This is a genomic window from Ralstonia sp. SA306 (assembly GCF_054792405.1).
The window spans coordinates 1,918,117-1,936,546 of sequence record NZ_CP096452.1; the positions used below are offsets into that span (position 1 = coordinate 1,918,117).

Below are 18,430 nucleotides of genomic sequence, written 5' to 3' on the forward strand. Positions count from 1 at the left end.
ACCCTTTCCACCATGTGGGCAATGGCCTCGTTGTGCCCAACCTCCCGTCTCAACATGGCTTTCGCAACCGTCGAGGAAATCCATGACGCTATCTGACTTTATCCAGGCAAACCTCCCCGACATCGTCGACGACTGGACGGAATACGCGCGCACGGTCAGCAGCGGCCGCGCCGGTCTTTCCGAATCCCAGTTGCGTAATTCGATTCGTGATCTTCTCGTCCGGATTGCCGCAGACATGCGCGAGCGGCAGACGCCCGAGCAACAGCGGGCCAAATCGCAGGGCGACCGGGCGCCTTCGGAGTCCGGCTTCAATGAAGCGGCCCACGAGCATGCCGACGACCGCCTCTCGCACGGTTTCGACATCAACGATGTGGTGGCGGAATACCGCGCACTGCGCGCCAGCGTGCTGCGCCGGTGGCAGCAGTTTGCGCAATCGGACCCGTCAGCCTTCCAGGAGATGATCCGATTCAATGAAGCAATCGACCAGATGCTCGCAGAGTCGGTGCGACAGCACGCGCAGCGAACGGAGCGCACGCGCGACCTGTTTTCCGGCGTGCTCGCGCATGACCTGCGCTCCCCCCTCGGCGCGATCCTGGCCTCCGCAGAAACGCTGCTGCACGACGAAGGGCTGTCGTCACGCAGCGTACGCGCGGTCGCATTCATACAGCGCGGTGCGATGCGCGTGCAACAGATGATCGACGATCTGCTCGTCTTCACACGCACCCGCTTGGGCGATTTCCTGCCCACGACTTTCAGCCCCCAGGATATGGGGCGGCTTTGCAGCGATGCCATCGACGAAGTGTGCGCGTCTTACCCCGATGCGCAGATCGATCTGCGCCTTGCGGGCGAACTTCGTGGCACCTGGGACGGGAGCCGGATCGGCCAGTTGCTGGTCAATCTATTGGCCAACGCGGTGCGTTACGGATCGGGGCGCGTCGCCATCGAAGCCGCTGGACGCGAGGGGCAGATGACGGTTGCCGTTTCAAACGAGGGCAACCCCATACCGCCCTCCGCTTTCCCAACACTGTTCGATCCGCTCACCCGCGCCAAACAGCCCGACCACAGCGGGAGCGCAGCCGGCATCGGGCTTGGCCTGTACATCTGCCGCTGCATTGTGCAGGCGCATCGCGGAACGATCGATGTGCAATCGTCCGAACACGGCACGACGTTCACCGTGCGGATTCCCTATTCGGTGGCTGCTTGAAACTTCCGGCTGCGGGCATGCCGGTCGCCCAGCGTTAAAGAAAAAAAGCCGGCACCCTGAGGTACCGGCTCTTTCTCTTCCTTTTGCGAATCGCAGCGTCGATCAGCCTGCCTGACGCAGGGTAGCGGCTTCTTCGCCACGCTTGCCCATCAGCAACTGCACCACCACCGCAACGATGATGTTGAAGGCCAGTGCCGCCAGGCCCGTGTAGATGGTGTACTTGTCACCGCCAATCACAAAGGTGTGCACGGGCTTGATGCCGTCGGAGAACGCCAGCCAGCTGCCGCCAATCATGCCCGCTGCCCAACCGGCCAGCAGCGCCGGTGCGCGGAAGCGGTTCGAGATGTTGAACAACCCGAACACGACCGACGGGAACGTCTGCACGATCCACACGCCGCCCAGCAGCTGCAGGTCCAGCGCGAACTTGGTCGGCAGGAACAGGATGAACACCAGCGCGCCCGCCTTGACGATGAGCGAGATCACCTTGGCAACCTTTTCCTCACCGGCGTGCGTGAGGTCCGGGGCCACGTAGGGCTTCCAGAAGTTGCGCGTGAACAGGTTGGCCGCCCCAATCGACATGACGGCCGCCGGCACCAGTGCACCAATGGCGATGGCCGAGAACGCAAAGCCCGTGAACCAGCTCGGGAACAGCGCGTTGAACAGCGCGGGCACGACGTCGTTGTTGTTGGTGACCTTGATGCCTGCCGCATAGGCCATGAAACCCAGCAGCGCGATCAGGCCCAGCAGCACCGTATAGGCGGGCAGGAAGACGGCGTTCTTGCGGATCGTGTCTGCACTGCGCGCGGCAAAGATGCCCGTGAGCGTGTGCGGATACATGAACGCCGCCAGTGCCGAGCCAATTGCCAGCGTGGCGAACGGCAGGAACTGCGCAGGCTTGAGCGTGAGGCCCGTGGCGCCGCCCTTCAAGGCAAACGCATCATGCGCGGTGGCAAACACCGCACCGTAGCCACCCAGCTTGGCCGGCACCAGCACCACCGCCACCAGCACCACGATGTAGATCATGATGTCTTTGACGAAGGCGATGAGCGCCGGGGCGCGCAGGCCGGCGGAGTACGTGTACAGCGCCAGGATGACGAACGCGGCCGCCAGCGGCAGCTCGCCCGTCAAACCCAGCGCCTTGATCACGACTTCCATGCCGATGAGCTGCAGGGCGATGTAGGGCATCGTCGCCACCACGCCCGTGAGCGCCACCGCAAACTCCAGCGAGCGCGAGCCGTAGCGGCCGTACACGGCATCAGCCGCCGTGACGTGGCCATTGGCATGCGCCACCTTCCACAGCTTGGGCATGATCAGGAAGACGATCGGGTACACCAGGATCGTGTACGGCAGCGCGAAGAAGCCATACGCGCCCACCGCATACACGAGTGCCGGCACGGCGATCACGGTGTAGGCGGTGTAGAAATCGCCGCCCACCAGGAACCACGTGATCCAGGTGCCGAAGTTGCGGCCGCCCAGGCCCCACTCCTCAATGTGGGCACCCTTGTCGGAGTTGCCGCGCTGCCAGCGCGAGGCGATGAAACCCATCACCGTGACCAGCGCGAAGAAGAAGATGAAGACCGCCAGCGCAGTCCAGTTGATTTGTCCGCCCATCATTCTTCTCCTTTGCTCTGACCGTTCTTGAAGACGATCCAGATCAGCAGCGAGGTGATCGGCACCCAGAGGAACTGGTACCAGTAGAAGAACGGAAAGCCGAAGAGCGCCGGCATTTCCTGGTTGTAGAACGGCACCCACAGCAGGCCGATGAAAGGCAGTGCGAGCAAGAACTTCATGGGTTGTCTCCTAGTTCGGGGACTTCGGATTGTTGTTTTGAACAGGTGAGGTGCCACGCCCGATGCGTGGCCAGACGGATGTCTGAGGGAGTGCTTTCCGCCTTTGTTGTTATCCGGCGCACTCTGATCGCGCGCCCTCCGGAAAACCATCCGCACCTGTACGCAGCAGCCACACGTAGTACTACGTAGTAAGCGTAGGCTTTTCGCGTGAAATAACCAATCGCTAAGGTGGGCGCGGGTTTCCTAGGGTTTTCACGAATTCCTGTCATGACAGACAGCGGCCGATTGCGTGAGCAACACGCGTAAGCCGTTACGGCGTCGCATGGCACCAAGCACAACGGGGAGCCGCAGTGGTTCCCCGTTGATTGTTGTGGCGCAGCATAAGCCCTAGCGTGTCCAGGGTTTCTGCACCGTGCAGCGCTGCCGCGTTGCGGTCGGCTTACCCGTTCCAGCGCATGCCGAGCTTGCCGTCGTAGCCGTGAAGGGGGCCGTCCGAGTGCTTCGAGCGGAAACCCTCGGCGCTGAACCGACACATAAAGCCCCGAATTCTTGCCGGCCGACGCGCCCCGAAATTCGATCAATGTCGATCAATGCAAATGCCTGCTCATGCAGTGGTGTGCGTGCCGATGGGCTCCTGGCGTCCAACATATCCGGTCAGATCGACAATTCAATACGGAATTGATTGAATTAATTTTCCAATTCATTTCAATCCAATAAAGTCTTTTTCATTGGGGGTTTTTTAGCTTTTTTTACTTGAAAGGCACCGCCATTGAAATTCCTCTTTCAAGAGGAAATCGTTTGCCATCAACCCGCAAATGGCGCAGCCATCAGGAAAAACCCGCACACCGGTTGACATTCAAGCGCCCGTTTCTTTAGAGCAAATCCTCAAAAACGTGTTGTGTTTTAAATTTGTTTTCAATCTGATCAAAGAAAATCTTGTAAGGTGATTCTGTCTTATGCATTCACATCCCACTTAGCCCGGCAATCCCCTCGCCGGGTATTTTTTTGCGATGCGTCAGATGGCCTTGCCTGTTCCAATCCGGCGTAAAAGCGGCAGGGCATTGCAGCGCGCTCAGTGGCGCTCAGCGCCATGCCGCCACGCCACGGCGGCGCATGCGAGCTGTACCGCGCCGCCGCACAACATGGCCACGCGCAACCCCGATGCGCCGATGCTGCACACGGCATACACCGCCCCCAGAATTGCCACGCCCAGCGTCGCCCCAGTCATGCGCGCCACGTTGACGAGCGCCGATGCCGTGCCGGAACGCTCCGGCCCCACGGCGCCTACCGCCGCGCCCATCAGCGGGCCGGTGGCAAAGCCCATGCCGAGCCCCGTGAGCGCCAGCCCGATGGCTGCCGGCACCACCGATGCGGCACCTGCAAACGCGCCCACCGTGAGCAGCCCCAGCGCGATGATGCCCACCCCGCCCGCCGTGGCCAGCCGCACGCCGTGGCGGCGCGCCACCGTGCCCGACAGGGGCGACACCGCCATGAAGACCAGCGCCATCGGCATCAGCGCAATGCCCGCGCCAATGACGTTGAAGCGCCCGGTGCTTTGCCACATGAGCGGCAGCAAAAAGAGTGCGCCGTACATGCCGAACGTCATGCCCGCCGTGGCGACAATGGCGCCGCGAAACTCCCGCACGCGAAAGAGATCCAGTGGCACCAGCGCCTCGCCACCATGGCGCGCCTCTACGCGAATGAACCACGCCAGCGCGATGATCGCCACGGCCAGCACAGCCGCCGCCACAACGGGCGCGTGATGCGCTTCGATGGCGGCAAAGGCCAGACCGCCCAGCGTGATGGCGCCCAACACCTGGGCCAGCGCATCGAAACGGCGATGCGCGGCGTCGGACGATTCCGGTACCACCCGCACGGCCAGCACCATGATGGCCACGCTCACCGGCACCACTACCCAGAACACGGCGCGCCAGCCGAAGTGCGTGACCAGCACGCCGCCGGCCGTCGGCCCAATCGCCATGGCCAAGCCGTTGCATGCGGCCCAGACGCCCAGCGCATGCGCACGTTCGCCCGGGTCGCGCCACACCACCCGCAGGATCGCCAGCGATGCCGGCAGCAGCAACGACGCACCCACACCCGCCATCGCACGCGCCCCGATCAGCCACCCGATCGACGGCGCCAGCGCGCACAGCACCGATGCCACCGAGAACACCGCCGCACCCGACACAAACGCCCGCCGGCGGCCGTACAAGTCGGCCAGCAGGCCGCCGCTGAGCAGCAATGCGGCATAGGCGAGGTTGTAAGCGTCGATCACCCACTGCAGCGGGCCGACCTCCGCGTGGAAGAACTGGCCAATCGGGCGCACCGCCAGGTTGACGACGGCGGTGTCGATCTGCGCGACCAACACGGCCATCGACAGCACGCACAGCACCACGCGTTTACGTGTCGCGGTGCTGGCATGCGCTTGTTGCATCGTGATTCCATCCATCTCGGGGCCTTTAGCTTTTGGCTTTAGCAAGTGATGGCCCCAGCGTAGTGCCGGCATCGTGGGCAACGCTTCGATGCGTGTCGAAGCATCGCGGCGCGCGGCTCCCTAGAATGGCCACATGACAAGGAGTCGGACATGTCGCATCCGAACAGCTTTTCCGGCACGGCCTTCCTGATTGCTGACCCGGCACGGGCGGCCATGCTGACGGCGTTGCTCGATGGGCGCGCGCTGCCAGCGGGCGAGTTGGCGCATGCCGCGGGCGTCACCGCGCAGACGGCAAGCACGCATCTGGCCAAGTTGCTCGACGGTGGCTTGGTGGTGGTGGAAACCGAGGGGCGGCACAAGTACTTCCGGCTGGCCGGGGCACATGTGGCGCAAGCGCTGGAACACCTGGCGGCCATCACGCCCGCAGCGGCCGTGCGACGCGCCACACCCAGCCCGAAGGCGCGAGAGCTTGGCTTCTGCCGCTGCTGCTATGACCACCTTGCCGGGCAGGTGGGCGTGGCCGTCACGCACGCGCTGCAATCACGCGGCTATCTGCTGCCGATGCCAGACAAGCAATACGAGATCACCCCCGCCGGCATCACCTGGTTTGGCGACGTGGGGCTCGATGTGTGCGCCATTCGCCCGACGCGACGCGGGCTGGCGCGGCAATGCCTGGATTGGACGGAGCGCACGCATCACCTGGCGGGGCCGCTGGGGGTGCAGTTCCTGCGTCGCCTGTGCGATGTCGGCTGGATGCTGCGCGCACGCGATTCCCGCGCCGTGCTGGTCACGCCCAAGGGCTGGCAGGAATTGCATCAGCGCCTGGGCGTGGATGAAGCAACGGTGCGCAGCGCGGCCGAACACCGTCATGCATAACGCCGTCGATCAGTGCCCAGCAAAGGCCAGGACTTCGGGCAGGCGCGCAAGCAGCGCATCGCGCGAGCGTATGCCGCCCGACGTCGGCTCCACCTTGTCGTCCTGGATCAGGTTGGCAAATACGTACGTTTTGTCTCCCTTCTTGGCCCAGCCGACAAACCAGCCGTAAGCGTGCGCCTGATCCCACGTGCCGTCGGCTGACGTATTGCCCGGCGCCGGGCCGGCGGTGCCCGTCTTGCCCTGCACGGCCCAACCACCCGGCACCTGCCAGGTCTGCACGGTACGGTCGACCATCTCGTAGGTGCGCGCCGACACCGGCAACTGCCGATTGACGATCCTGCGCATAAAGTCGACCTGCTCCTCCGGCGAGATCTTCAGCGACGAGGTGATCCACGAGCGGTCCATGCCGTTGTTCTTGCCCGGGTCGCCGCTCACATCCATGTTGCCGTAGCCGAGCTTGCGCACGTACGCCTGGAAGGTCTGCGCGCCCATTGCGTGCGTAATGCGCTGCGAATACCAGACCACCGAATATTTGAGCCACAGCGCCGGGTCGATGGGCTGGTGCCAGGCTTCGCCGCCCCAATCGGGGTCACCACGCTTGAAGTGCTCGACCGGGGTGTGCTCGTCTTTGAGGAAACCGTGGTCAAAACCCATGACGGCGAGTGCCAGCTTGAAGGTGGAAGCGGGGGTCACGCGCTCGTCGCACTTGCCTTCGTGCAAGACGGCCTTGCCTGTGGCGGCGTCGGCCACGATCGTGCAGATCGGGTGCTCGGCGTGGGCAAACGTGGCAAGCGCGGCCAGCAGGGCGCCGGTGGCGGCGTGGCGAAGTTTCATCATCGATCAACCTCATGTTGGGGGGAATGCAAATGGCTGCGTGGCAGCGTAGCAGCGAGGTTGCCGTCCTGCTGACCCCTGCGGGCGTAACGGCTGTAACGCTGGCGGAATAGCCGTTCCAAAAAGAAGGGCTTGCAAATTTTTCGGCGGTCGGTAAAATGCGCGGCTCACCTAGCCCAGGTGGCGGAATTGGTAGACGCACTAGTTTCAGGTACTAGCGGGTAACTCCGTGGAGGTTCGAGTCCTCTCCTGGGCACCAAACACAGTCCCAAGCAGTTCAGGGGCGACAAAAAACCCGCGTGGCGATAAGCCTCGCGGGTTTTTTGTTGTCCGGACGAAAGCGAGATTCAAACCGTCCTGCATCGCCTCACATTGCTCTGATGACGCCCGGCGCCGCCGATGCCATGCAAGGCAGAGCACGCGGCTCGGATCGTTGCTGGCTCCGGGAAGGGGTACGAAGGGGTACGAACGCGCCGTATCGGAATCTGGCGCTCGAATGCGCCCGCTGCATCAACGGCTTTGCAGTGGCAAGACGAGCCGAAAACACGTGCCCCGGCCAACGTCGCTACGCACGTCGATCTGGCCACCATGCTTGCGCACGATGCCATAAGAAACGGACAGGCCGAGCCCCGTCCCCAGGCCAACGGGCTTGGTGGTGAAGAACGGATCGAAGATGCGGCTGAGATGCTCGGGCCGGATACCGCCCCCGGTATCTTCCACCTCCACCCAGACGTTGTCCGCGTCGTGGCCGGTTCGCAGCGTGATGCGTCCGTGGTCCTGAATGGCTTGTCCGGCATTGACCAGCAGATTCATGAACACCTGGCTCAGTTGGGTGGGCCTGCACTCGATGTCTGGGATTCCGCCATATTCGCGCACCAGCTCCACCTTGTACTTCAGCTCATTCCAGACGATCTTGATTGTTGTTTCCAGACACGCTTCAAGATTGGCAGGTTGCGGCTGCGCTTCTTCTACATGGGAGAAATCCTTGAGACCCTGCACGATCGTCTTGACCCGCTGCAGCCCCTCCTGGGACTCCGCCAACAGCCCCGGCACATCTTCGCGCACGTACTCGAGATCAGCCGCCAGCTTGACCTGCGCAAGCGCAGCCCGCGTGGCGGGCGCCAACTCTGCCTCGTGGGATTCGTAGGCTGACAGCGCGTCGAGCAATCCTCCAACGTATCGCTGCAAACTGCCCAGATTGGCTTTGACAAACGAGACGGGATTGTTGATCTCATGGGCCACGCCGGCAGCGAGCTGGCCGATCGACGCCATCTTTTCCGATTGCAGCAGCTGCCCCTGCGTTTGGGCCAGTTCGTGCAGCAGTTGCTCCTGGCGCGCACGCTCGGCCTGCAGTGCCTCGTGGGCCAAGGCAAGCTGCCATCGGTCACGCTGGAATTGCTCGACCGCGCGCGCCATCTGGCCGATCTCATCGTCGCCATCCACGGGTACCGCACTGGGCGCCCCGTCCGAGTGTCCTTCGCGCAAGCTGCGGCTGACCTGCAGCAAGCGCTGAAGCACATGGCGCCCGAGCAGCCCGTAAGCCGCCAGGCAGGCAAATGCCACGCTGGTGGCGAGCAGCGCTGTCACCCAGCGCTGATTGCGCTCGGAAACAACCGCCAACGCCTGCATCGCCTGCTGAAACGCCCGCGTGTGCTGCTCCGACACCTGCTGTGCCGAAACCACCATGGCGCCGGCTTGCATGTAAAGCGCATCCAAGGACCGGCGCCCGGCAAGGCTGCGTTCGGATGCCGGCGCCTGTGCAGCCGCGCCGGCAGTTCCGGCATGCTGCAGCTCGCTTTCCCACCACTGCGCGACGATATTGACGACGTTGCGAAACAGCTGAGTCGACTGATGCAGATCGAGCACTTCAATGTCGTCGTCGGTTGCAGCAAGCCGTTCGGACAACTGCTCGAACGCCTCCAGGTTGCGCAAGATCTCGGCATAGTGCCGGCGCAGGGCTTCCACCGACGAGGTCTTTTCCAACTGCGCCGATTCGCGCTCAATCAACAACGTGCGCTGAACGAGTTCCTGCGCCTCGCGCAATTGCATGAGCTGCTCGCTGGCGAGCCTGCGGGTGGCTTCCGCCGAGGTGCGCAGCGCATAGACCGCCGTGATGCCGCCTGCCGAGATCAGCAGCGCCAGCATGGCGACGACCAACATGAATTGACGCCCGAGCGATCTGGGCCACAGACCGTACCGCGGCATGCGCGCACAGCGGATAGCAGGGGCTGCGCTGAACATTCAACGGCCCCATATCCGGCGATACACGGCCCGGTAGCCGTTGTCCGGGTCGTATTGCCCGAGTGGTCCGCCATCGAAAGCGACGTTCTTGACCGTCACAAGGTGCACGGGGGCCACATACCCGGTGACCACATGATGGGTCAGCAGCCGGTTCACCTCGTCCACCAGTTGCCAGCCTTGCAGGTTCAACGGCTCGGCCACCGTGCTCGTCTGAAACGCTCCAGCCTGGATGCGCAGGAACGCCGCGGCGCTGCCGTCGCCGGCAGACAGCATGTGGATGCCGTCGGGCTTGCCGGCGCGGGTCAGCTCGGCGGCGGCGTAATCGAAGTAGATGTCGTTGATGGCCAGCGCATGCGTCCACACGCGGCCATACCGCTCCAGCAGACGTCGCATGACGGCGGGCATGGCCTGCGCACTGCCCGAGATAGGTACGTCCTCGACGGCCAGCAAGCGGCAGCCCTTGCATGCGCCGATCACCTCAGCCATCGCCGCAGCCTTTGCGCTGGCGATCTGGAAATTGGAGTCGGTAAAGATGACCACGTTGGCGTGGCCCGCCGATTCCACTACAGCCGCCATGGCCGTGAGCCGGGCAACTGCCATCGGGTCGGTGGAAACATTGATGGCGATGGGACTGCCCGTGATGGCGCCGGCCGTTGCGGCAACGTGCCAGCCGACCACGGGCCTGCCCTGCCGCACGAAGGGCAGCAGCTCTGCCTGCATCTCGCGCGCGTCACCCCCGACGAGCACGACGCCGTCCGGTTGCAGCGCCCAGGCCGATGCCATCGCTCGCTTGCGGCCCTCCGGCGTCCCGCCGGCGTCATAGACGCGGATCTTCCAGCCGATGGCCCCAGCGGCCTCCTTGATGCCTTTCGCAACACCAAGAATGCCGCCGTTGCGCAAGTCTTCACTCACGACGGCCAGCGTGATGCCGACCTGCGCACGAGGACCTGCCTGGGGACCATCCCAAGGGGCCCCGTGTTCGCTGGCGCGCGCGACGATCTGCTGCATGCGTGCGTCGTCGGCGATGCCGCCGGAGGCCATCGCCTGGCCTGCCATCGCTCCCCACCCGAATGCGCACAGCAGGTATGCCAGCATTCGCTTGCCGCTGCTTGGGACCATCGCCGCCTCCCGAAGGTCACCCTTCACGCTGCTGGTGGCACGTCTGCCGCATCCGTGGGATTGGGCAAAGGCGCATAGACAAGAATCGCGAACGGCACATCCTCATGGGTTTCGAAGCGCCTGATCTGCAAGACCTGATGCGCACTGACGATGCTGTCCCGTGTAATGAGCAGCACACCGCGTCGCGTGAGCAGATCGTCGGCCAACCGCATGCCCTCCCGCAGTTCGGCCGCAGCGATCTGCCGCACAGGCATCACCTCGCCCTGCTGTCTGAGCACGGCCACGAAGCGCACAACCACGTCGGGGTCATAGCGCAGGCCCGATTGCGCCTTGACCATCTCCAGAGCTTGATCGCCCGAGACGTGGTCCTTGATGATCTCGCCCGTCAGAAGCCCCTCGAAATCGCGTGCGACCGCCACGATGCGTGCGCCGATCGGGATCGCCGATCCTGCCAATCGGTCGGGAGTACCGCGGCCATTGAAGCGTTCGTACTGGTGCCGGATGATTTGGGCCACATGCTCGAGCTGCGGCACGGGTGTGAGCACCATCTGAGCACGCAGCGGATGCTGATAGAACTGCTGTGCCTGTTCAGCCGAAAGCCTGTCGAGCGACGTATTCAGCAGGGCATCGGGCAGCGACAACTTGCCAATGCCGTGCAGCAGGCCAGCGTGGAAGATGTCCTGCACCTGCAGCCCCGTCAACCCGCATTCAATGGCAATGCGGCGCGCCAGATCGGCCACGCGCAGCGACTGGCGCGCCATGGCACCACAGCGCATCTCGATCATGCTGGCGCATACCTTGACCATATTCGTGAAGTTCGCTTTCTGGTCACGTTGAGCACCCTCCAGGAACATCACGGTCTGGCGAATTTCTTCGGTGCGCGCCAGCACCTGGGTTTCCAGCCCGGCATTCAATTGCTGCAGCGTTTCGTTCTGCTGCTGCGTCAACTCGCTCAGGCGGCGCGCCTCGCATGCGAGCGTGCGCTGCTCGATCGCGTGCTTAACGGTGAGCAACAGGTCCTGGTCATCCCACGGCTTGTTGAGGTAGCGATAGACGCCGCCCTCGTTGATGGCACGCACAGCCGAATCGACTTCGGAGTAGCCGGTCAGCAGGATCCGCATGATGTCCGGATAGCGCTCACGAGCACGTGCCAGGAACTCAGCGCCGTTCATGCCGGGCATGCGCATGTCGGAAATGATCAGATCCACCGGATACACCGACAGCATGTCGAGCGCCGCCGCACCGCCCTCGGCGGTGATCACGCGGTAGCCCGTGGGCCTCAGCAGCCGGCGCAGCGACGAGAGCACGCCTGGCTCATCGTCCACCAGCAGGATCAACGGCGTGGCGTCCGCAGACGTTGCAGAAGCGGGCGCGCTTTCTGGCTGCGCGGCGGCTTTGATCTCGGGCGCGCTCGCTTGCGCGGTGTCTTCGTCGTAAACAAGCATGGCTGGCGTCTCACGGTTGGGTGGCTGGCGGGGCGCGTCTCAAAGCGCCTGCAGGAATTGCTCCAGCGCGTGCTTCATTTTTCGGATGGCGGTTTCAGGTAACAACATCACCAACTGGGCCACAAAGCCGCCGCGCTCCAGGGTGAAGCGCACCTCCAGCAAAAGCGCTACATCCCAACGATGGAACTGTTCGCCGGACAAGGCTTGCTGGAGCACCGCGGCCGGAACGAAGCTTGGCCGCGAGAACGACAGATTGCGGCCGAGCTGCTCGAAGACGCTGCGCACACAAGCACCCACGAGCAAGTTGGCGATATCGGCCAGGGCTTCGCTTTCGCTGTTTACGTCGGCATCGCCGTAGCCCATCAGTTCTTCGAGTTCTTCGCGGCCGTCCTTGCCGAACAGCACGATCGCCTCGCCCGGAATGTCGGACTGAAACGCCTGCCGCACCGGCGAGGGCGCGTCGCCGGCCATGTCGCGGCCCAGCAGTTCGGCCTTCAGTTGTGCCGCGTTGACAAGCTTGATGCCCGGCACCGAGAGCGTCACAAAGGCCCCCAGCAGTTCGGCCAGTGCCGCCCCCGCTTTGCCCATCCCGATATTGGCGATTTCCTGCAGAGCGTCGCGCTGGTCTTCGTTCAGTGTCAGGTCATTCATAAAGACCGTACCCCCGCAGGATCGGAACAATGCGCTCAGCCGATACGGGCTTCGGAATGAAGCCGATGGCGCCGAGGTCCTTGACGCGCTCGACGGCACCCGACTGGATGTCGGCCGACACCACGATGACGAAGGCGTCGTCGCAGGCCTTGCGGATGTGTTCGAGCACCTGGAAGCCGTCCATGTCCGGCATGGTCAGATCGAGAAAAACGACCGTGCCCTTACCGGCACGAAACAGCTCCAGCGCCTGCGCACCGTTGGATGCCTGCGTAACCTCGACATCCCAGTCGTCAGGCAAGGCGTTGATCAGAAGCTTGCGCGCCAACGATGAATCGTCGGCAACGAGCACAGGTAGCGCCATGATGTGTCCCCTTCAGGCGTAAAGCGTGAGGCTTACGTCATATAGCCAGCGCGGTAGCGGCCGGCGGTTGTTGTTCGACAGGCGGGGCTTCCGGCCTGCAACGTGGCAAGGTCACGCGAAAGGTCGTGCCCACGCCCACCGTGCTCGACACGTCGATGCGCCCGCCATGCGCCCTGACAATGCCGTAGGTGAGAGACAGGCCCAGCCCGGTGCCCTTGCCAACAGGCTTGGTGGTGAAGAAAGGATCGAAGATGCGCTTCAGGTTTTCGGGCGCGATGCCGCTGCCGGCGTCTGCTACCTCAAACCAGATCGATGCAGCGTCGGTCGCGTCAGTTCCGGTGCGGACGGTGATGGTGCCGCGCCCGCCGCCCTGCGTGCTTTCGCCCGCATACGACTGCGCCGCGTTGACCACCAGGTTCAGCACCACCTGATTGATCTGCGACGGGATGCAGGTCACGGCCGGCAGTTCGCTGTACTCGCGCACGAGGTCAGCCTGATATTTGACCTCGTTGTGGGCGATGTTGAGCGTCGACTCGATGCAGCGGTGAATGTCCACCTGATCCCATTGGTGGGCGCTGTCGACGCGTGAGAAATCGCGCAAGTCCACCACAATGTCGCGCACCCGGGTCAGGCCTTCCTGCGATTCGGCCACGAGCGCTGGACCATCTTCGGCCAGGAACTCGATGTCGGCCGCCTGCGCAAGCGCCAAGAGCTGTGCGTCGAGTGACGGCGTATGCTGGCCAATCAGCTGATCCAGGCTGCGTGCGTAATCGAGCAGCGTGCTCATGTAGCGCTGCAAGCTGTTCAGGTTCGAGAGCACAAACCCCACGGGGTTATTGATCTCGTGCGCAATGCCGGCGGCAAGCTGGCCAATGGCGGCAAGCTTTTCAGACTGCAGCAGCTGCTGATGCGCCTGGGCCAGCTCTTCGTTCAGTGCGGAGAGTTGGGCGTTACGCACGGTGAGTTCCTGAAGCGCATCGGTTACGGTTTTTTCGCGCTTCTTCAGCTCGCCATATGCGAGGCACACGTCCGTCGCATCGAGCAACGTAATCCCCACCGCAATGACCACACCATTTCCATCTTCGATCGGAATAAAGCTGCAGTTCTGCTGCATCCATTCAATCGTGTCGGTAATGGGCCGCGTATGACGAAAACGAAACAAATACGGGCGGTGCTCCCAAGATGTGTACGCAGAGACACCTAGAATGAATACGCTCTCGATTTTCTTGCGCAGCCACTTCTCCGGCAACTCGGGAAACAGCGCAAACATATTCTTGCCGATCACTTCCTCGCCGGAAAAACCGCTGTGATATTGCATGAAGCGGTTCCACGACAGGATCTGCATCTGGCGATTCACAGAAAACACGCCACAACTTACCAATTCCGCAATGGCATCAGATAACAGGGGTTGGGTGACGTCTGCCATGTTTGGCATGCTTCCTGCGGGATAATGATGTTCGCTATCAGCCACTTGAGTTCCGTGGCCGTCTCTCTATCTATCGACCGGATTTTGCCCAGGCAAATGCGTATAAATCCCTATTAACCCCTGAATATCCGGATCGCCACGCTAAAACCGGATCTCATTTTTTTGATTTGGTAGTCTGGATAGAAGCAAAAAGCCCGCAAGTACGCTGCGGGCCTTTTGCTTTTCGGCATACCAGGTGCGCGACTCACCAGCCGTGGAACCGCCCCCACGTCTGCACCATGCCCCGCGACGACACCGCCTGGTACTCCGGAAACTGGGCCCCTGTCGCGCACGCATGGTTGGGCAGTACACGCAGCTTCGTGCCGACCGGAAATCGCGCCACCAGGTCGTCGCGTGCCGAGCCATCGCTGGCCGCCAGAATGCCGTGCTCCTGGTTCGCGCCGATCAGCATGAGCCCGTCGAGTGGCGTGCCGTCAAGCGCGCACGGCAGCCCGTAGCCGAAGTCATGCGACTGCTTGGCGGTGCCGCGGTCACGGCTCATCGCCATCCATCCGGCGTCGACAATCACCCAGCCTTTGTCGGGCTGATGGCCGATCACGGTGGTCAGCACGCTCAGGGCGATCTCGTCCAGCGCGCACACGCCCACGTTGTGCATGACCAGATCGAAGAACACGTAGACCCCCGCGCGCACCTCCGTCACGCCGTCGAGGTGTTCGGTGGCCAACGCGGTGGGCGTCGAGCCCACGCTCACCGCCGCGCACGGCACGCCGGCATCCCGCAGGCGCTGCGCGGCGTGCACGCAACCGGCACGCTCCTGCTCGGCCAATGCGCCCAGCGCGGCGCGGTCGTTCAGGTCGTAGCTGGAGCCGGCGTGCGTCATCACGCCGCCCACGTCGATGCCACCGCCTTTCAGGATGCGGCCGACTTCCAGCAGCGCCTCCTGCTCGGGCGTGATGCCGGAGCGGTGCCCATCGGTGTCGACTTCGATCCACACTTCACAGCGCTCACCGTGTGCGCGGGCGTAGTCGACCACAGCGTGGGCGGCCTCTGCGTTATCGACCACGAGCTTCAGATCGCAGCCCCGCTTGCGGAGCGCCATCGCACGCGGCAGCTTGGTGGCGACAATGCCCACCGCGTACAGGATGTCCTTGATACCGGCGGCAAAGAAGGCCTCGGCCTCCTTCAACGTCGATACGGTGATGCCTTGCGCGCCGGCCGCCATCTGTGCGCGCACCACATCGAGGCACTTGGTGGTCTTCACATGCGGGCGGAATTTCACGCCCAGCGCGTTCATGCGGTGCTGCATCCGGGCAATGTTGTGCTGCATGCGCGGCAGGTCAATCAACGCAGCGGGCGTGTCGAGGGTTTCAAGCGTGTGCGTGTCAGGGGTCATGGTTGCATCCTCATGCGGCAAAGCGGCGGGCCCAGGGCAACAGATCGTCGAGCGTGGGCGAGGTGATTTCCGGCAACTGGGCGCCCTCCACCGGCGTCAGGCCGATGCGGTTATGCCAGTACGTGCGCAGACCCACGGCCGCTGTGCCAAACATGTCGTAACTGGAGCCCGCAACAAATGCCGCGTCGGCCGCGTCCACGCCAAGCTGTTCGAGCGCCATGCGATAGGGCTTCGGATCGGGCTTGTACACGCCAGCCTGCTCGGCCGTGACAACGACATCCCACGTGACGGGCAACAGCGCTGCGGCTTGCCGGCCCAGCCGTTCCGAACAGTTGGTGACAACGGCCAGTTTGCAGTGCGGCTGGAGCTGGGCCAGCGCTTGCGCAGCGCCGCTCCACGGTGCGAGGTGCAACCAGTTGGCTTCCAGCGCTTCAGGGGCGGAGGCCAATAAGCCGACGTTCTGCGCGGCCTGCCGAACCATCGTTTCATAAGGGACGTATGCGCCGCAGCCGTACGTGAGCCGCAGATACTCGGCGCGCCACGTGCGGCCTGCCTGTTCGGAGCCAGCGGCGCGGTTCCACAACGACCACGAATCGAGCAGCGCGGTCAGCAGATCGAACAGGATGGCTTTGGGATAGCCGGTATCGGGAGAAACCGTGGAAGCATTCACGCTTGTCACCTGCAAATCGGTAGAGATCGATGCAGCCGATTGTAGGTACCGCGCACCGGCTTTCGGTGAAGCCGGTTTAAATCAAAGATTCAGTGAAGCTGCATCATGCGCGCCACGGCGGCTGCGGCTTGAAACGGCTCTGCAGCGCCTGCATGAAGTGACGCGTACGTTGAGGCAACCCGGCGCGGTTGTGCGTGAGGGCGATCACGTTGGCGTCCGGTGCCTTCCAGCCGGGCAGCAAACGCACCAGCCGGCCCGCGCGCAAATCATCGGCCACATCCCATTCGGAGCGCAGGATCACCCCGCGCCCTTCGCACGCCCACTGGCGGATGACATCGCCGTCGTTGCAGATCAGTCGGCGCGGCACGCGCACGCTGCGGCTCGTGCGGCCCTTGCTGAAATGCCAGAGCGACACGTCTTCCTTGTTCTCGCGCAGCACGATGCAGGGCAGCGCGGCAAGGTCATCGGGGGTTTCCGGCGGGCCGAAGCGCTTCACAAACGCGGGGGAAGCGCAGACAAAACGCGCATTCGGCGCAATCGCATGGCCGACAAGGTTCGACACCTGCAGCGCGCCAATATGCACCACCACATCAAAGCGGTCCGCCGCTTCGGTCAGGGGCGCATCGGACAGCGCCAGTTCGATGTCGACATCGGGGTGCTGCTGCTGGAAATCGGCAATGACGGGTGCCACGTAGCGTCGCCCAAACCCCAGCGGCGCATTCACCTTGAGCGTGCCGACCAGGCCGCCCCGGCGCGTGTGCAAATCCTCTGACAGTGCGTCGAGCTGGCGGATCAGCTCTGCCCCGCGCTCGCACAGCAGCATGCCTTCCTGCGTAAAGCGCAAGCTGCGCGCCGTGCGATCGACCAGCCGTGTGCCCAGCTTCTTCTCCAGCTGTTGCAGCCGCTGCGACACGGCCGATGGCGTCAGGTCCAGCGCCCGCGCCGTCGCCACCAGGCTGCCGTTGTCCTGGATGGCGAGCAGGAAGCGCAGATCGGCGGAATCCGTCATGGTTTACTTGCCGGCAAAGCGGTCCGTTGCGGCCAGCAGTTGATCGAGAATGCCCGGTTCGGACCACGCATGGCCGGCGCCTTCGATCAGGTGGAAGTCTGAATCCGGCCACGCCTGATGCAACGCATACGCATAGCGCGCGGGGCACGGCATATCGTAGCGGCCATGCACGATCACGCCGGGAATGCCCGCCAGCTTGTGTGCCTCGCGCAGCAACTGGCCCTCTTCCAGCCAGCACTGATGCGTGAAGTAGTGGTTCTCCAGCCGCGCGAAGGCCAGCGCGAAATGGTCGTCGGCGTGCTTGGCGCTATTGCTCGGGTCGGGCAGCAGCGTGATGGTCTCGCCTTCCCACACGCTCCAGGCGCGGGCGGCTTCGATCTGCCTGGCGGTGTCGTTGCCGGTCAGCACTTTGCGATAGGCCGCAATCATGTCACCGCGCTCGGCCTCCGGAATGGGCGCCTGGAAACGTGCCCATTTCTCGGGGAACATCTCCGACACGCCGTACTGGTAGTACCAGCGCAGCTCGGCCTGCGTGACGGTGTAGATGCCCCGCAGCACGAGTTCGCTCACATGCTGCGGGTACTTCTGCGCGTAAGCGAGTGCCAACGTCGAACCCCACGATCCGCCAAAGACGAGCCAGCGCTCGGCGCCGGCAATCGCGCGCAGGCGTTCGATATCGGCCACCAGATGCCACGTGGTGTTGGCCTCCAGGCCCGCGTGTGGCGTCGACCGCCCGCAGCCGCGCTGGTCGAACAGCATCACGTCGTAGCGCGCGGGGTCGAACACGCGGCGGTGATCAGCCGAAACGCCGCCACCTGGCCCGCCATGCAGGAACACCGCGGGCTTGGCACCGGGCGTGCCAACGCGCTCGTAGTAGATCGTGTGGCCATCGCCCACGTCCAGCATGCCGGTTTCATAGGGCTCGATTGGCGGATACAGGGTGCGCAGTGCAGTCATGGTCGGTCCTGTCAAAAGGT

Annotated in this window: 16 protein-coding genes and 1 tRNA gene; 3 read left to right on the top strand and 14 right to left on the bottom strand. The window is 63.6% G+C overall.

Annotation, left to right across the window (positions count from 1 at the left end):
* The first annotated feature begins 82 nt into the window (after window positions 1–82).
* Complete coding sequence (locus M1D44_RS25085) at window positions 83–1,204, top strand: sensor histidine kinase (RefSeq protein ID WP_316854095.1); 1,122 nt, start codon at window positions 83–85, stop codon at window positions 1,202–1,204.
* A 102-nt stretch (window positions 1,205–1,306) separates the two neighbouring features.
* On the opposite strand, the gene mctP is transcribed toward M1D44_RS25085, so the two are convergent.
* The 3 genes from mctP to M1D44_RS25100 all read right to left on the bottom strand — a co-directional run bounded on the left by mctP (window position 1,307) and on the right by M1D44_RS25100 (window position 5,443).
* On the bottom strand, window positions 1,307–2,815 hold the full coding sequence (gene mctP, locus M1D44_RS25090) for a monocarboxylate uptake permease MctP (protein ID WP_112188809.1): 1,509 nt from the start codon (window positions 2,813–2,815) through the stop codon (window positions 1,307–1,309).
* The gene (locus tag M1D44_RS25095; protein WP_024978098.1) at window positions 2,815–2,994 is read right to left on the bottom strand and encodes a DUF3311 domain-containing protein; all 180 of its coding nucleotides are present in this window, start codon (window positions 2,992–2,994) and stop codon (window positions 2,815–2,817) included. Before M1D44_RS25095 ends, mctP begins: the two co-directional genes overlap by 1 nt.
* 1,072 nt (window positions 2,995–4,066) lie before the next feature.
* Window positions 4,067–5,443 (bottom strand): MFS transporter, encoded by a 1,377-nt coding sequence (locus M1D44_RS25100; protein WP_428984674.1) that lies wholly within the window; start codon window positions 5,441–5,443, stop codon window positions 4,067–4,069.
* Between the two features lie 135 nt (window positions 5,444–5,578).
* Between M1D44_RS25100 and M1D44_RS25105 the strand changes: the two genes are divergently transcribed.
* A complete protein-coding gene (locus M1D44_RS25105; protein ID WP_024978096.1) occupies window positions 5,579–6,304 on the top strand; it encodes an ArsR/SmtB family transcription factor in 726 nt (241 codons plus the stop codon).
* 9 nt (window positions 6,305–6,313) lie between these two features.
* On the opposite strand, the gene blaOXA is transcribed toward M1D44_RS25105, so the two are convergent.
* A complete protein-coding gene (gene blaOXA / locus M1D44_RS25110) occupies window positions 6,314–7,141 on the bottom strand; it encodes an OXA-22 family class D beta-lactamase (RefSeq protein WP_024978095.1) in 828 nt (275 codons plus the stop codon).
* 171 nt (window positions 7,142–7,312) lie between these two features.
* Between blaOXA and M1D44_RS25115 the strand changes: the two genes are divergently transcribed.
* Window positions 7,313–7,397, top strand: a tRNA-Leu gene (locus M1D44_RS25115).
* A gap of 251 nt (window positions 7,398–7,648) precedes the next feature.
* On the opposite strand, the gene M1D44_RS25120 is transcribed toward M1D44_RS25115, so the two are convergent.
* The 10 genes from M1D44_RS25120 to pip all read right to left on the bottom strand — a co-directional run bounded on the left by M1D44_RS25120 (window position 7,649) and on the right by pip (window position 18,410).
* On the bottom strand, window positions 7,649–9,298 hold the full coding sequence (locus M1D44_RS25120; RefSeq protein ID WP_316854097.1) for an ATP-binding protein: 1,650 nt from the start codon (window positions 9,296–9,298) through the stop codon (window positions 7,649–7,651).
* A gap of 81 nt (window positions 9,299–9,379) precedes the next feature.
* Window positions 9,380–10,435 carry a substrate-binding domain-containing protein gene (locus tag M1D44_RS25125; protein ID WP_037032185.1) on the bottom strand — a complete coding sequence of 352 codons (1,056 nt, stop codon included), beginning with the start codon at window positions 10,433–10,435 and terminating at the stop codon, window positions 9,380–9,382.
* A gap of 86 nt (window positions 10,436–10,521) precedes the next feature.
* Window positions 10,522–11,943: a response regulator c-di-GMP phosphodiesterase, NosR family gene (locus M1D44_RS25130; RefSeq protein WP_316854098.1), complete on the bottom strand. Its 1,422-nt coding sequence runs from the start codon at window positions 11,941–11,943 to the stop codon at window positions 10,522–10,524.
* A gap of 39 nt (window positions 11,944–11,982) precedes the next feature.
* Window positions 11,983–12,594 carry a chemotaxis protein CheC gene (locus tag M1D44_RS25135; RefSeq protein WP_024978091.1) on the bottom strand — a complete coding sequence of 204 codons (612 nt, stop codon included), beginning with the start codon at window positions 12,592–12,594 and terminating at the stop codon, window positions 11,983–11,985.
* Window positions 12,587–12,955 (bottom strand): response regulator, encoded by a 369-nt coding sequence (locus M1D44_RS25140; protein ID WP_024978090.1) that lies wholly within the window; start codon window positions 12,953–12,955, stop codon window positions 12,587–12,589. The genes M1D44_RS25135 and M1D44_RS25140 overlap by 8 nt, the downstream gene beginning before the upstream one ends.
* Before the next feature lie 37 nt (window positions 12,956–12,992).
* Window positions 12,993–14,381, bottom strand: coding sequence for an ATP-binding protein (locus M1D44_RS25145; RefSeq protein ID WP_316854099.1), 1,389 nt, complete (start codon window positions 14,379–14,381; stop codon window positions 12,993–12,995).
* Window positions 14,382–14,625: 244 nt separating this feature from the next.
* Window positions 14,626–15,774 (bottom strand): DSD1 family PLP-dependent enzyme, encoded by a 1,149-nt coding sequence (locus tag M1D44_RS25150; protein WP_439004774.1) that lies wholly within the window; start codon window positions 15,772–15,774, stop codon window positions 14,626–14,628.
* 10 nt (window positions 15,775–15,784) lie between these two features.
* Window positions 15,785–16,453, bottom strand: coding sequence for an HAD-IA family hydrolase (locus M1D44_RS25155; protein ID WP_316854101.1), 669 nt, complete (start codon window positions 16,451–16,453; stop codon window positions 15,785–15,787).
* 94 nt (window positions 16,454–16,547) lie between these two features.
* The gene (locus M1D44_RS25160; protein ID WP_316854102.1) at window positions 16,548–17,453 is read right to left on the bottom strand and encodes a LysR family transcriptional regulator; all 906 of its coding nucleotides are present in this window, start codon (window positions 17,451–17,453) and stop codon (window positions 16,548–16,550) included.
* Window positions 17,454–17,456: 3 nt separating this feature from the next.
* Window positions 17,457–18,410: a prolyl aminopeptidase gene (pip, locus tag M1D44_RS25165; protein ID WP_024978085.1), complete on the bottom strand. Its 954-nt coding sequence runs from the start codon at window positions 18,408–18,410 to the stop codon at window positions 17,457–17,459.
* Window positions 18,411–18,430 lie beyond the last annotated feature (20 nt).